The sequence below is a fragment of the Vibrio alginolyticus NBRC 15630 = ATCC 17749 genome (assembly GCF_000354175.2).
In the GTDB taxonomy this organism is placed as follows: Bacteria; Pseudomonadota; Gammaproteobacteria; order Enterobacterales; family Vibrionaceae; genus Vibrio; species Vibrio alginolyticus.
Genome location: NC_022349.1, coordinates 3002084 through 3016746, shown reverse-complemented (window position 1 = coordinate 3016746; position 14663 = coordinate 3002084). Strand labels below are relative to the sequence as shown.

Below are 14663 nucleotides of genomic sequence, written 5' to 3'. Positions count from 1 at the left end.
TCATCCATACTATTTAAAAAGGATAAATGGATAGTAGGATATGGACAGCAACACGCCAAGACTCTCTTTACGCACCATTGAGCCGACCGATTACCCAGAGCTCGCGGAATTAATGGACCTTGTTTTTCCTGATGTTGGTGGCTCATGGCCACGCCTGACCATCATGGATCTTATTCATCAGTTTCCTGATGGACAAATCTGTATTGAGGATAACGGAAAAATTGTCGGCGCAGCGCTAACAATCAAAGTGGACTACAACCGGTTTTCACTTCCTCACCTGTACACCGACATCATCACCGAGAACAACGTCATCCAAAACCAAGTGACCGGTGACGCCATGTATGGTCTCGATGTATTTGTTCACCCGGACTACCGTGGGCTGCGTTTAGGTCGCCGTCTGTATGATGCGCGTAAAGAACTTTGCCGGAGTAAGAATTTCAAAGCAATTTTAGCCGGTGGTCGCATCCCGAATTACCACAAATATGCTGACGAACTGAGCGTGGCTGAATACATCGACAAGATAAAACGCCGTGAGCTTCACGATCCTATTTTGTCTTTTCAGCTTGCAAACGACTTCGATGTCAAACGTATTATGCGTGGTTACTTGCCAGAGGATAGTGCTTCTAAAGGCTACGCAACTCTGCTGGAGTGGGATAACTTCTTCTACGAAGAGGATATTCAATCCGTACATGATGTAGAAAAAACGCTGATTCGTATTGGTGTTGTGCAGTGGCAAATGCGCGCCATGAATGACTTAGAGGACTTGCTCGATCAGGCTGAGTTCTTCATTTCTTCTCTTGCGAACTACAAAGCCGATTTCGCCCTATTCCCTGAATTCTTTAACGCGCCGCTGATGGGCTTGCAAAACGACCAAAATTCCGTCGAAGCAATTCGCTTTTTGGCTAGCTTTACAGAAGAGATCAAAAACCGCTTCTCGCAGATGGCAGTCACCTACAACATCAACATTATTGCTGGCAGTATGCCCGTCATCGAAGATGGCAAGTTGTATAATGTGGCCTACTTACTGCAACGAGATGGTGAAATAAACGCTCAATATAAGATTCACATCACGCCCCATGAGCAAAAAGACTGGGTGATCGACGGTGGTGACAATGTTCAGGTGTTCGAAACCGATGCAGGCAAAGTCGGCATACTGATTTGTTATGACAGCGAGTTCCCAGAGTTGGGAAGAATGCTCGCCGAGCAAGGCGCACAAATTGTGTTCGTTCCTTTCTGGACAGACACAAAAAATGGCTACCAACGAGTACGAATCTGTTCCCAATCACGAGCCATCGAAAACGAATGCTACGTTGCAATTGGGGGCAGTGTCGGCAACTTACCTCGTGTTGATAATGTCGATATCCAGTACGCACAATCTGCCGTATTCTCACCGTCGGATATCTATTTCCCACACGATGCGACCTTGACAGAAGCAAGCGCCAACACCGAAATGATAATCTTCGCTGATGTTGATTTGACTAAGTTGAAACAGCTTAATACCGAAGGCTCTGTCACCAACTTACGTCATCGCCGCCTTGATTTGTATGGCGCATTCACCAAAGCCAAAGAGTCATAAGGATCTCCCTAGTTCGCCGCTACCAAAGAGCGTGGCGGCGAGTAAAGCCAGCTGCAGGTTGATTCTGCGCAATTATCAGAGGCATGTCAGTTTTTCTCAACGGTGAGAAACAAGAATTGACCCAATAGGACATTCGGAGTATCACTCCAACTTCGTTCCGCTTTTATTAGGGGAAAGCTTTTGGAACATATTAACGAACTTCTCATGTCAATGAAGCCTTTGCTTGAGCAATACGGCTACGTTGCGCTGATTGTCAGTATATTTCTAGAAGGGATAGGTATCCCGATGCCTGGTCAATCACTGATGATCGCGGCATCTTTGCTCTCGTCAGAACAAGTCATGAACCTAAGTATGGTAATGATGGTATCGTGGCTGAGCTGCTTTTTTGGTAATACCTGTGGCTACTTAATCGGTTATTACTTTGAGGGGTGGTTAGATAAAAAAGGCTACATTTCCGGCCCGAAGATGCAAACGCTTCAATTGACTATCCAGAAATACGGCCCTACGTGCTTGGTGGTCAGCCGCTTTATTGAAGGAATGAAGCAATTTATGCCTCTTGCATGCGGTATCGCGAAAATGCCACGTAGAGAGTTTTTGCTCGGTAACGCCCTCGCGGCGACGGTTTGGGTATTGGTATTCAGCTTGTTAACTCACTTTGCATTTGAACATTTAAGCGTGTTGAGCAACCTGTACACCGAATACAAATATCTGGTATGGGCATTTGCTGCTGTCTTATTTACGTGGATGGTTTTAGGTATTGTTAAACGCAAAAAAGCCAAATCAATGCAATAACGACAGTCTCTTCATTAGCGCATAACTAAAGCTCGTGGTATCAGTGAGATACGCAACACGAGCTTTTATCTTTTTCTTTACGTGTAAAATTTAAACAGCCATTTAGACGTCTAGACGTTGACAATGCGTAAATGTGATATTAGTCTGCTCTTCTCTCTTATTATTAACATTGTCGTTTACATGTCCGGTTCCCAACAAACAACTAAAACAGTTGCACCGTCTGCGGTCGCACTGATCCCATTAATTGTATTCCTTGCGCTATTTATTGGCGTAGGCACTTACTTATCTTTGCAAGGCGTGGAATTTGCCTTCTACCAGCTGCCTGCACCCATCGCGGTATTACCAGCCATCATCATTGCGTTTCTTTTAAGTAAAGAGAAACTTAACCGCTCAATCGAACACTTCATGCGTGGTGTTGGCCACCCAGACATCATCGCAATGTGTATGATCTATCTGCTTGCTGGTGCCTTTGCTGCGGTAGCAAAAGCCTCTGGCGGTGTTGATGCAACGGTGAACCTTGGTTTATCCGCAATTCCAACCAGTATGATTTTACCGGGCATTTTTCTGATTTCTGCTTTTATCGCAACAGCAATGGGCACTTCGATGGGTACCATCGCAGCCGTTGCACCCGTAGCCTTAGGCATTGCTGAATCAGCCGGGATGAGCTTACCGTTAACCGCAGGCGTTGTGCTGAGCGGCGCTATGTTTGGTGACAACCTTTCTATCATCTCTGACACCACGATCGCGGCGACACGCTCTCAAGGTTGTGAGATGAAAGACAAGTTTAAAGAGAACATTCGTATTGCTTTGCCTGCCGCGTTGATCGCGATTGCAGTGTTCGCTTTCAACAGCACCGCGACTCAAGTGCCTGCAACTGGCGATATTGAGTGGCTAAAAGTCTTGCCGTACATCACTATTTTGATCCTAGCGGTATCTGGTGTGAATGTGTTTGTGGTTCTGTCGATTGGTATCCTTTTGGCTGGCGGCGTGAGCTTGGCATCAATTGACAATTACGGACTGACTAATCTAGCCCAAGACGTTTATAAAGGCTTTGGTAACATGCAAGAGATCTTCTTGTTATCCATGCTGATTGGTGGTTTGAGTGAACTGATGCGTCGCCAAGGTGGTCTTGCTTTTCTAACAAATTTCGTTAGTAGCCTTATCCACGCGTTTGGCTCTAGCCACTCTAAGCATGCGAACAGTCGTGCAAGCGAGCTAGGTATTGCAGGTTTGGTTTCAATGGTCAATGGCTGTACGGCAAACAACACCGTAGCCATCATTGTATCGGGCAGCGTTGCTCGCCAACTGGCGGAAGAGAATAATGTCTCTCCTCGCCGCTCAGCAAGCTTATTAGACATTTTCTCATGCGTGGTGCAGGGCGTGTTGCCTTACGGTGCTCAAGTACTGCTGCTAGGTTCCGTGTTCAACCTCTCGCCACTTGAAGTAGTTGCCAATTCTTACTACTGTTTTGCATTAGCGATAGCGGCTGTTGTCGCGGTGTTTATCAAACATCCCGCTCGTCAACCTGTAGCGCAAACTGAGAACTAACGACAAATACCGAAAAGGCTCCGATGGAGCCTTTTTACTTTCCGTTCTTCTTTATTTTCCTTGTTTCAAACAGATTCACTATAAAACTGAACACAAACTTTGCGCACTGTGTAAAGGAATCGCAAAGCGATACGCCACATCGCGTAGAGCTTCCACCTGAGCCGCGTTACTGATTGCTAATTCGCCTGCCACATCGACGTGGTTATTCTCAAACCCCACTCTCACATCGAATCCAAGTAACATCGCACTCGCTAAACAGTCTTGCTCTCGCGCGCCAAAAGCACAAATGGCACATCGAATTTCTTCCTCGACAAAACGCGCCAAATTCAAACCTCGTAAATCCCATGGCGAAGACTGTTGAGCTTGGTGATAACGCCCTAACACCACTAATGCATGCTGATGCGTTTTAGGTAACACGCCCGCATCACGCAGTTGGAAATAACGTTCAATGTCGGTTGCATCGTAGAGAATAATTTGGCTCACGATGTTGTGTTCTGCCACCCAATGGAAAAAGGCATGCCCTTCTTTCTCACTTGCGCGCTCAGGGATTAACTCCCTCAATGCGAAAGAAGCCGCTTCTGGTTTCACAGCTTTAACTAACGCCATCTGTTGTGGCGGAGAATACAAGCCCACCGCCTCTGTGGTGAGCTGTACCATCATGTTTTGTCCCACCGCTTCTTTCACGGCATGGTAAATTGCCATGTTGTCGTCGATGTCTAATGAATGACGTCCGTTGGCGTCTCTAGCATGCAAATGGATCATGGCAGCCCCTACCGTTTGACAAGCGATAGCCTCTGCAACCAGTTCGTCTGTTGTCATGGGTAAGCTGGCGTGATCGTGCTTAGTTTTTCTTGCACCGTTTGGGGCCACGATAATAGCGATAGGCTCTCGTATACATCGATTTTCTAATTCCATTCCTTCGCTACCTCTTTTAGCGTTAATGAGAGTTTGCCAACTAGCTCATCAATATGTTGAGGCTGAATAATGAATGGCGGTGCAAGCAAGATATGGTGCCCATTAACGCCATCAATCGTTCCTCCCATTGGGTAGCACATTAAGCCATTTTCCATTGCTTGCTGTTTGATGCGTTTGTCTGCCAATGTGGCTTTACTCAGAGGCGCCTTGCTTTCTTTATCCGCCACCAGCTCAATGCCAAAAAATAAGCCTTTACCACGAATGTCGCCAATGTACGGTAAATGGGCCAATTCAGAAGTAAGCTCATTACGCAGCAAAGCACTTTGCTGATTCACCGCCGTTAATAAATCATCTTGGAAGATGGTTTGAATGGTTGCCACGGCAGCAGCGCACGCCACAGGGTGCGCCATAAAGGTATGGCCATGTTGGAAAAAACCGCTTCCACCGGCAATAGCTTGGTAGACTCGATCATTCGCAACCACCGCGCCAATAGGTTGATAACCCGCACCAAGCCCTTTAGCCATACACACCAGATCGGGGTCTGCCTCTTCTTGCTCAAACGCAAAAAAACTACCACTGCGTCCAACGCCACACATGACTTCATCCAAGATCAATAACACATCGTATTGGTCGCATATTTCGCGAATACGCTTGAAATAACCTTGTGTGGCAGGCACAGCTCCAGCGGTGGCTCCCACAATGGGCTCGGCGACAAAAGCCATGACATTATCAGCCCCCAACTCAAGAATTTTTGCCTCTAGCTCATTCGCCGCTCGCAATGAGTAATCCAATTCCGACTCATGACTCTGCTGATAACGATAAGCATAGCAAGGGGCGATATGATGGCTCGGGTGTAAGATGGGTTTGAACGGTTCACGTCGCCATTCATTACCTCCGACAGCCAAAGCCCCCAAGGTATTGCCGTGATAACTTTGCTGACGCGCGATGAATTGCTTTTTCTCTGGCTTACCTGATTCCACGAAATACTGCCGCGCCATTTTTAGTGCCGACTCCACCGCTTCTGATCCGCCACTGACTAAATACACATGGTTGAACTGTTCAGGCATGTGCTGACAAACCAATTCTGCTAGGCGCTCACTGTTATCACTAGTAAAAAATCCAGTATGAGCAAACGGCACTCGCTCGATCTGTTCCAACATCGCTTTTTTAACGGCTTGATGACTGTGGCCAAGGTTTGATACCGCAGCCCCACCACAAGCATCGAGATACTGCTTTCCATGCTTATCGAATAGATAAACACCTTCACCTCTATCGATGATTGGCAGCGTGGCATGGCAGTGACGGTGAAATACGTAAGACATTTGAGTCCCTTCCAATGTGTAATACATGCACACATCATCAGGAACAAACCCAAACGTGACAAGAGAATAAATCTCACCCTCTATGAGCTTTTGGAATACCACAAACCAAAAACACCAAAACCCTTGATATTTAAACAATAAAATAAAAATAGGCCAGCTTTTTTAAAGACTGGCCTATGGGTAACCCAAAGCTAAAAAAAGAATCGTTTTACGCGTTTAGTGCCTGTTCTAAATCGGCTAGAATATCGTCAATATGTTCAATACCCACCGATAAACGAATCATCTCTGGAGACACACCAGCTTGTTTTTGTTCTGCTTCGCTCAATTGACGATGAGTCGTCGATGCAGGATGGCAAGCCAATGATTTTGCATCGCCAATGTTCACCAAACGCTTAAAGATTTTCAAAGCATCATAAAAACGCACACCAGCGTCATAACCATCTTTTAAACCAAACGACAAAATCGCAGAAGGCTTACCTTTCATGTATTTTTCGGCGAGATGAAAGTGTTCAGAACTTGGTAATCCGGCATAACTTACCCAACTGACTTTGTCATTCTGTTCCAAGAATTCAGCCACTTTGAGTGTGTTCTCGGTATGGCGCTCCATGCGCAGCGGTAACGTTTCTAGCCCTTGCATAAGCATAAATGCATTCATCGGTGATAATGCGGCTCCGGTATTACGCAGTGGTACGGTACGCGCACGCCCGATAAATGCCGCCTCACCAAACGCTTCGGTATACACCACGCCGTGGTAAGAAGGTTCTGGTTGGTTGAAAACAGGAAAGCGGTCTTTGTGCTGCGCCCAAGGGAATTTACCTGAATCCACAATCACGCCACCTAATGTGGTGCCATGCCCACCAACGTATTTAGTGAGAGAGTGAACTACGATATCCGCACCAAATTCGATGGGTTTGCAAAGCACTGGCGTCGCAACGGTGTTATCCACAATCACAGGTACGCCTTGTGCATGAGCAAGCTCCGCCACACGTTCTAAATCGATGATATTACCCGCAGGGTTACCAATGCTCTCGCAGTACACCGCTTTGGTATTTTCATCAATTAATTCGGCCAAACTTTCTGGCTTGTCATCTTTAGCAAACTTCACCTGAATACCTTGATTTGGGAGCATGTGCGCAAACAAGGTATAAGTACCGCCATAAAGTTGCGGCGTAGAAACGATGTTATCGCCCGCTTGCGCTAAGGTCAGAATTGCATAGTTAATCGCTGCACTCCCCGCACTCACGACCAATCCAGCAATGCCGCCTTCTAACGCCGCCATGCGTTTTTCCAGAACATCGTTAGTCGGATTCATGATGCGAGTGTAGATATTCCCAGGCACTTCCAAGTTAAACAGATCAGCGCCGTGCTGCGCGTTGTCAAACTCGTACGCGACTGTTTGATAAATCGGCGTCGCGACAGATTTAGTGGTAGGGTCAGTTTCGTAACCAAAATGGATGGATAGCGTTTCGTCTTTCATGTTCTTCCCTGTCTTTCATCACTCAAATAGCGGCAAGCAAAGCACTTACCTTGCTTAAAACTTATATTGCCCAATTTTTCAACAAATAACGTAGGGATGAATCACAGAGATAAAACGCTAATTCAACTGTCCAAGTAACCAGTGACGAAACGTTTCTGTCGCATTCGTACGTGTGTTCATGATCAAGTAATACCCTGCATTGGCAGGAATCGGTTTGAATGGAGAAACCAAACGCTCTGTCGTCAATTCATCCTCAATCAGTGCCATTCGTGCCATCGCAATCCCAACGCCTGCTTCGGCTGCAGACATCGCCATATCCGTTCGATTAAAAAAGTGTCCGATATCGGTTTTAAAATCCAACCCCATCGCTGACGCCCAATATAGCCACTCATAGTCACGCGTCGCTTTTTCCCATGGCATCGCATCGTGTAGTAGCGTCGCCTCTTGCCATTGCTTCACTGGCATTGAGGTTTTTTGTTCACCAAGCAACGTTTTTAGCCAGCCATGATCCTCAAGGTATTTTGGACTCATCACCGGCAGCAGATGCTCATCCAAAATCAGCTCCGCGTTAGCATTTCTATAAGGATGAAGACCATAGTCAATTGCGACGTCATAGTCTTTTATCTCACTATTTACCAGCGCACCTTCCGCAAAGATTTGTACTTGGATATCCGGATTATCATGATGGAAGCTTTCGAGCTTTGGGACTAACCATTTGAAAGCAAAAGAAGGCGTCAACTTCAAACGAATTTCATTGGTTTGTTTTTCTACTTTGAGCTCATCAAGCAATTTGCTCAGTTCCGAAAAGTGAAACTGCGTCGCTTGGTGTAACTGAGTGCCTTTTACGGTTAAACGAGTACCGCGAGAGTGGCGTTCAAATAAAGTAAAACCTAATAACGCTTCCAAATGAATAATTTGTTGGCTTATGGCACCAGTGGTGAGGTGTAAATGTCTTGCAGCACCAGTAAAGCTGTTGTACTCCGCGACTTGGCTAAATAGACACAAGCCACTTATCAGATTACTTTTCATCCTTGAGCCTATAGTTTTTCTAAACGCTGTGTGTAATTTATATCGATTGTTAACAAAAGGTAAAGAAAAGAAACTGAGCACTCTGATAAATGTGTGGAGTGCATCAATGGAAGTCATCGTATTAGGCAGCGGCGTTATCGGCTTAACCTCTGCTTGGTATTTATCTCAAGCAGGCTATCAAGTTACCGTCATTGACCGCCAACCAAGCAGTGCCATGGAAACGAGCTTCGCCAATGCCGGGCAGATCTCATATGGCTATTCTTCGCCTTGGGCTGCGCCTGGTGTTCCTGTTAAAGCCATTAAGTGGTTAATGGAGGAGCATGCTCCACTTAAAATCAAACCCACTCTGAATGCCGACATGATCCGCTGGGCGAGTAAAATGGTCGCGAACTGCACCCTACCTCGCTATCAAGTTAACAAGGCTCGCATGCTTTCGATCGCTAACCACAGCCGTATTTGCTTAGAACAGTTACGCCAAGAACACGCCATTGAGTATCAAGGACGTCAGTTTGGGACCTTGCAAGTATTCCGAACACATCAACAGCTGCAAGCTATTGAAAAGGACATGCAGCTCCTTGAACAAAGCGGAACCCGATTTAAGCTAATGGACGTCGAACAATGTATTGAACAAGAGCCAGGGCTTGCACTTGTGAAAGACAAACTGGTTGGTGGCTTGCATCTACCTGATGACGAAACGGGCGATTGCCATCAATTTTGCCAACAACTAACGGAGCTTGCTAAGGCACACGGTGTCCGATTTGAGTTCGATACTGAAGTAAGCAATTGGGTTACAGTAGGTAAAAAGATCATAGGTGTCCAAACGAACCGAGGACAATTTAAAGCAGACCAATATGTGGTGGCCTCTGGCAGCTACTCTACAGCGCTACTCAAGCAACTCGATATTGATATTCCGGTCTACCCTGTCAAAGGCTATTCACTCACCATCCCGATGGAAGATGAACACTTCTCTCCTCGATCTACTGTGATGGATGAAACCTACAAAGTCGCTATGACTCGATTTGATGACCGAATTCGCGTAGCTGGCACCGCAGAATTAGCAGGGTTTGATGCTTCCCTTCCACAAAAGCGCAAAAACACCATCGAAATGGTCATCCGTGATCTTTTTCCTCGTTGTGGTGACTTCAGCCAAGCTGAGTTTTGGAGCGGCTTTAGGCCAATGACGCCTGATGGCACACCAATTATCGGCGCGACTAAATACGATAACCTTTTTACTAACACCGGACACGGAACTCTGGGTTGGACGATGGCTTGTGGTTCAGGTCAATTGCTAGCAAGCGTAATGAAAGGTGAAAAAACAAAAGTGATGGATAATGCGGAGCTTAACCTTTGTCGTTACGCCTGAGGACATGACTGAACAAAAAACAGGCAGACACTTACTCCACAAAATGCATAACCACTGGCATTTTTAACTCATCAAAATCGCAGCACATTTAAATGACAATGTGCTGCATAATTAATCATCAAGCAAATCTTCTACCTAAAAGGAGCAAATAAGCAACAAGAACCAAATTTTAACAACTACTCTCCATTCTGTGTTCATCATCACGCTACAAAGGATTTGTAGCTAAAAAAGTTAACAATTGCATTACATAAAGGGTAATGTATTGTGTGAAAAACAACCACAAACACAACTAACAGGGAAAATACTCATGCAGTCATTAGTTGATTTTCTGAATGGAATTATTTGGAGCCCGGTACTGATCTATTTGTGCCTTGGCGCAGGTTTGTTCTATTCAATCATGACGCGTTTTGTACAAATTCGTCACTTCTTTGAGATGTGGCGCTTATTACTTTCAGGGAAGAGTTCAACAAAAGGGATATCATCATTTCAGGCACTTGCCGTTTCACTGTCTGGCCGTGTAGGTACAGGTAACATTGCTGGTGTTGCTGCTGCTATCGGTTTCGGTGGCCCAGGCGCCGTATTCTGGATGTGGGTCGTAGCCTTCTTTGGCGCTGCAACCGCATACGCAGAATCAACACTTGCACAAATTTATAAAGAAGAAGACGAAGGCGAGTTCCGTGGTGGCCCTGCTTACTATATTGAGAAAGCAATGGGACAAAAATGGTACGCTTGGATCTTTGCTATCGCGACCATCTTTGCTTGTGGTGTTCTACTTCCTGGCGTTCAATCGAACAGTATCGGTAACGCAGTAGAAGCCGCATTTGGCTCAGGTGACATGATTGAAACCGCTATTGGTACCTTCAGTTTTGCTAAAATTTTCACTGGTACGGTTGTTTGTGTCATTTTGGCTTTCATCATTTTTGGTGGCGTAAAGCGTATCGCGAACTTTACCCAAGTCGTTGTGCCATTTATGGCGTTAGCTTACATCATTACTGCGTTTGTCATCATCCTTCTAAACATTGGTGAGGTTCCACGCATTTTCGGCATGATCATTGGTGACGCATTCACACCAATGGCAGGCGTTGGTGCAGCAATCGGCTGGGGTGTAAAACGTGGTGTCTACTCCAACGAAGCAGGTCAAGGTACTGGTCCTCACGCAGCAGCAGCAGCGAGTGTTGATCACCCAGCTCAGCAAGGTCTTGTTCAATCTTTCTCTATTTACATCGATACACTACTTGTGTGTTCAGCAACCGCGTTCATGATTCTTATCACTGGCGCGTACAACGTAAATGGTGCGATTGAAGGTACATTCCTGGTTCAAAACCTACCAGCGGATATTGGTGCAAATGGTCCTGTGTTTACACAGATGGCGATCGAAAGCGCACTACCTGGCGTGGGTAAACCATTCATCGCAATCGCTCTATTCTTCTTCGCGTTTACGACCATTCTGGCTTACTACTACATTGCAGAAACGAACATTGCTTACATTCGTCGTACGTTCAAAGTAAATGGACTGATGTTTATTCTGAAAGTCATCATTATTTCATCCGTGTTCTACGGAACCGTGAAAACCGCCAACTTAGCATGGGCGATGGGTGATGTAGGCGTAGGACTGATGGCGTGGCTAAACATCATCGGTATTTTGATCATCTTCTTTATGTCGAAGCCTGCACTCAAAGCACTGAACGACTACGAAGAGCAACAAAAACGTGGTGTGACCGATTTTACATTTAACCCTGTTGCACTGGGCATTAAAGGCGCAGATTACTGGGAAGATAAGTACCGACGTAAAACGGGTAAAGCACCAACGGCAGACAGCAATAGCGCAGAAACTGTTGAGCAACCATCAACATAGCGTTATCACATAAATAAGAAAAAGCAGTGGTCCGATTGAGGACATAAAAAAGGGGGATTAACCAATGGTTAATCCCCCTTTCTTCATTATGAGTAGCAGCTTAGGCGATAACCGCTTCAACTTTACGAGCGATTTTTGCTTTACCTACAGGTAACACTTCACGACCAAATTCGTTGTTCAGTACTTGTGCCATTGCGAAGTAAATTGCACTTGCGCCACAGAAGATACCCTCGAAGCCAGCGATAGCACCGATCACTTCGCTACCAGTGAAATCACGAGCAGCAAGCAAGAAGAACAGGATAGTTAGAGAGCCAAATACCACTTGCTTCGCTGTTGGGTAACATAGAGAACCAATGAACATGAAACCAGTGAAGATGCCCCAAAGCGCTAGGTACCAACCCATAAAGCTTGCAGGGCTTGCAGGAAGACCCATGTGAGGCATTACGATTAGACCAACCAATGTTAGCCAAAATAGACCGTAAGAAGTAAACGCAGTTGTGCCGAATGTATCACCGCGTTTAAAGCACATGATGCCAACGATTACTTGGCTAAGGCCACCGTAAAAGATGCCCATCGCTAGAATCATAGAGTCAATTGGGAAAAATCCTGCATTATGAATATTGAGCAGAATAGTGGTCATACCGAAACCCATAAGACCTAGCGGTGCTGGGTTAGCCAGTTTTGTCGACATGTACAAATACCTTTTTTCAAAAATGTTGATAAAAAATGCGCGCGAATTTTAATGGGCTGCAGAACAAAAGAGAAAAGCTGTTATTGAAAACTTAGATTCCATAAATAAACCACTACATATATAAAAAAAGACCCTGCAAAAAAGCAGAGTCTTTATAGATGGTTAGGTTGTTTTTCACTCGATCACTGACAAGAAATCTCGTCCCAGAACCAGTTGCTTTGCGTTGGGCTTTCCCACACTCCTGGGCCATTTTTCGCAACAAAACATTTGTTTTGGTACGTCACTTTATCGCCGTTAGCGACTTGCGTTACACCCGGCTCCCACTGAATAAAATTGCCTGTCACTGGTGGTTCTGGCTCGGTTACTGGCGGCTCAGGTTCTGTGACGGGCGGCTCTGGCTCAGTCACCGGTGGTTCAGGTTCCGTTGTAGGCGGCTCCGTAGGAGTGCCTGAAACCAGCTTCCACGGGTCTCCTTTCGTTGGCTCATTACCTTGTGACCACCATTTCGCTTCGTAAACAGCACCTTGGTAAGAAACTTGATCACCCGTGTTATATACTTTGCCAGAATCCCAAGCTGCCACACCACCTACAGGCGGCTCAACCGGATCCACAGAGTCTAACTTGTCAACTACACGAACTTCTGGCCAACCCGCATGAGATTGGTAGAAGTTAGTTACACATTTCTCATAATCACCCGCAACTAGCGCAGAGTAAGCCGTTTGGAAACCAACAAGCTCACATTCAAATGAGTGACCTCCAGGACGATCTGAGTAGTATTTCCAGTTACCATCCCAGTTGGTGTAAAGCACGTCTGTCGCACCATTTAGGTTCAGACTGCCGTAAGGCGTCTGCTGCCAACAGGTATTGGTCTCATCGGCTTCAATTGGAATTTGATAATGGGCGGCAAGACCTTCCCAATAACGAATACGGTTAACAGGTTGACCTTTATCTTTGTTTTGCTCCCCACACTCAATACCACCATTGATCACGTTGATGGTGGTACCAAAGCCGTAACCAATGCCAGCATCAAGCTCACGCTGTGAAGGCCCCCAAGTACGGTCAATCACATGTAGCATTGCAGGTTTCGGTGCTTGTGGGGTTAGGAAGAACCAGATAGCCGATGCTAAGTTCAGCCACGAATCCGCAACCAAGCCTGGATTTTTCAGCAATACAGATGCATCGCCATCAAACATCACTTCAGAGAACGCGCCATAGTTAAAATGGTAAGAAAGCTGTTTTGCACCACGTCCAAAGTAACCTTGTCCAGGTTCACATGGCCAGCGTTTGTTTTGCCAGTCATTTTGACCACAACCTGTTGTGTAACCTTCTTGCCCTTCAGACCATCCCATTTCTCGCACATGAACCAAAGCTTGCTGCCACTCTTCCAACCCTAGCGGATTATCCGATACGTTATCAATCGAAATATGGCCACCGGTTTCTTGTGCAAAGTGAGCAAACGCTGTCACGATCGATTTTTTACAAATTGCATCCGAATCACGACCGTCTGTGTACTCACCACAGAATGCAGGGAACTTACCAATTGCACGTAGGAAACGCGTGTAAGTGTATTCAGGTGCCGCCATTTGAGTCAGGAAGTCCCACTCACTTTCGGGGAATACACGCTCTACACGCTTCACGTTTTCTGGGTTGGTTGTCGCCCCTGGAACAATCGCTTCAACCACTGAGTTCGGGCGTGTCTCTAATGCTTGTGACCAAATGGCATACATAGGATCAGAAGTTTTGCTTTGCTCTACGGCTTGAACGTCACCACGAGCAATAACATAACCATTCGGATTTTGCGGATCGGGCTGAATATTCATACTCGCATTCACTTGTGCTGCTAAGACACAACTCAATGCAAGAGGAAGATGTTTGAGTGCAAACATGTCTAGTCTCCGGATTTCAACAATACAATATACGAGGAATAACTAGACATATAGTGGATCATATATACGAAACACCGAGCCAAGTACGTTGATTCTGCGAGACAAAATGAATAAATAGGTCCTCACACACATTTTGTCACAAGAAAAATGTTACCTTGACTCAAAAGAAAAGCGGAGACCCTATGAGCCTCCGCTTTGTGATGTTTCTC

Annotated in this window: 11 protein-coding genes; 5 read left to right on the top strand and 6 right to left on the bottom strand. The window is 45.9% G+C overall.

Features of this window, described 5'->3' with window-relative positions:
• Positions 1–40: 40 nt before the first annotated feature.
• The 3 genes from N646_RS13855 to N646_RS13845 all read left to right on the top strand — a co-directional run bounded on the left by N646_RS13855 (position 41) and on the right by N646_RS13845 (position 3916).
• Complete coding sequence (locus N646_RS13855) at positions 41–1576, top strand: bifunctional GNAT family N-acetyltransferase/carbon-nitrogen hydrolase family protein (RefSeq protein WP_005381670.1); 1536 nt, start codon at positions 41–43, stop codon at positions 1574–1576.
• Between the two features lie 204 nt (positions 1577–1780).
• Positions 1781–2368: a DedA family protein gene (locus N646_RS13850; RefSeq protein WP_005383738.1), complete on the top strand. Its 588-nt coding sequence runs from the start codon at positions 1781–1783 to the stop codon at positions 2366–2368.
• Between the two features lie 180 nt (positions 2369–2548).
• On the top strand, positions 2549–3916 hold the full coding sequence (locus N646_RS13845; protein WP_005381672.1) for a Na+/H+ antiporter NhaC family protein: 1368 nt from the start codon (positions 2549–2551) through the stop codon (positions 3914–3916).
• A 78-nt stretch (positions 3917–3994) separates the two neighbouring features.
• Here N646_RS13845 and N646_RS13840 read toward each other — a convergent pair whose 3' ends face one another.
• The 4 genes from N646_RS13840 to N646_RS13825 form a co-directional block, all read right to left on the bottom strand.
• Positions 3995–4831: a BKACE family enzyme gene (locus N646_RS13840; RefSeq protein ID WP_017820575.1), complete on the bottom strand. Its 837-nt coding sequence runs from the start codon at positions 4829–4831 to the stop codon at positions 3995–3997.
• Positions 4822–6153, bottom strand: coding sequence for an aspartate aminotransferase family protein (locus tag N646_RS13835; protein ID WP_017820574.1), 1332 nt, complete (start codon positions 6151–6153; stop codon positions 4822–4824). The genes N646_RS13840 and N646_RS13835 overlap by 10 nt, the downstream gene beginning before the upstream one ends.
• A gap of 208 nt (positions 6154–6361) precedes the next feature.
• The gene (locus tag N646_RS13830; protein WP_005381677.1) at positions 6362–7630 is read right to left on the bottom strand and encodes an O-acetylhomoserine aminocarboxypropyltransferase/cysteine synthase family protein; all 1269 of its coding nucleotides are present in this window, start codon (positions 7628–7630) and stop codon (positions 6362–6364) included.
• Positions 7631–7747: 117 nt separating this feature from the next.
• Positions 7748–8659, bottom strand: a complete 912-nt coding sequence (locus N646_RS13825; RefSeq protein WP_017820573.1) for a LysR substrate-binding domain-containing protein — start codon at positions 8657–8659, stop codon at positions 7748–7750.
• A 106-nt stretch (positions 8660–8765) separates the two neighbouring features.
• Between N646_RS13825 and N646_RS13820 the strand changes: the two genes are divergently transcribed.
• Positions 8766–10022, top strand: a complete 1257-nt coding sequence (locus N646_RS13820) for a D-amino acid dehydrogenase (protein ID WP_017820572.1) — start codon at positions 8766–8768, stop codon at positions 10020–10022.
• A 307-nt stretch (positions 10023–10329) separates the two neighbouring features.
• Positions 10330–11877 (top strand): alanine/glycine:cation symporter family protein, encoded by a 1548-nt coding sequence (locus tag N646_RS13815; RefSeq protein WP_005381681.1) that lies wholly within the window; start codon positions 10330–10332, stop codon positions 11875–11877.
• A gap of 100 nt (positions 11878–11977) precedes the next feature.
• Here the strand turns inward: N646_RS13815 and N646_RS13810 are convergent, their stop codons facing one another.
• Both N646_RS13810 and N646_RS13805 read right to left on the bottom strand, forming a co-directional pair.
• Positions 11978–12568: an acetate uptake transporter gene (locus N646_RS13810; protein WP_005381682.1), complete on the bottom strand. Its 591-nt coding sequence runs from the start codon at positions 12566–12568 to the stop codon at positions 11978–11980.
• 182 nt (positions 12569–12750) lie between these two features.
• On the bottom strand, positions 12751–14454 hold the full coding sequence (locus N646_RS13805; protein WP_017820571.1) for a chitinase: 1704 nt from the start codon (positions 14452–14454) through the stop codon (positions 12751–12753).
• Positions 14455–14663: the final 209 nt, after the last annotated feature.

Bases quoted from the DNA above. Each gene is read 5' to 3' on its own strand.
- N646_RS13855 (WP_005381670.1), top strand. From the start codon at position 41: ATGGACAGCAACACGCCAAGACTCTCTTTACGCACCATTGAGCCGACC.
- N646_RS13850 (WP_005383738.1), top strand. From the start codon at position 1,781: ATGTCAATGAAGCCTTTGCTTGAGCAATACGGCTACGTTGCGCTGATT.
- N646_RS13845 (WP_005381672.1), top strand. From the start codon at position 2,549: ATGTCCGGTTCCCAACAAACAACTAAAACAGTTGCACCGTCTGCGGTC.
- N646_RS13840 (WP_017820575.1), bottom strand. From the start codon at position 4,831: ATGGAATTAGAAAATCGATGTATACGAGAGCCTATCGCTATTATCGTG.
- N646_RS13835 (WP_017820574.1), bottom strand. From the start codon at position 6,153: ATGTCTTACGTATTTCACCGTCACTGCCATGCCACGCTGCCAATCATC.
- N646_RS13830 (WP_005381677.1), bottom strand. From the start codon at position 7,630: ATGAAAGACGAAACGCTATCCATCCATTTTGGTTACGAAACTGACCCT.
- N646_RS13825 (WP_017820573.1), bottom strand. From the start codon at position 8,659: ATGAAAAGTAATCTGATAAGTGGCTTGTGTCTATTTAGCCAAGTCGCG.
- N646_RS13820 (WP_017820572.1), top strand. From the start codon at position 8,766: ATGGAAGTCATCGTATTAGGCAGCGGCGTTATCGGCTTAACCTCTGCT.
- N646_RS13815 (WP_005381681.1), top strand. From the start codon at position 10,330: ATGCAGTCATTAGTTGATTTTCTGAATGGAATTATTTGGAGCCCGGTA.
- N646_RS13810 (WP_005381682.1), bottom strand. From the start codon at position 12,568: ATGTCGACAAAACTGGCTAACCCAGCACCGCTAGGTCTTATGGGTTTC.
- N646_RS13805 (WP_017820571.1), bottom strand. From the start codon at position 14,454: ATGTTTGCACTCAAACATCTTCCTCTTGCATTGAGTTGTGTCTTAGCA.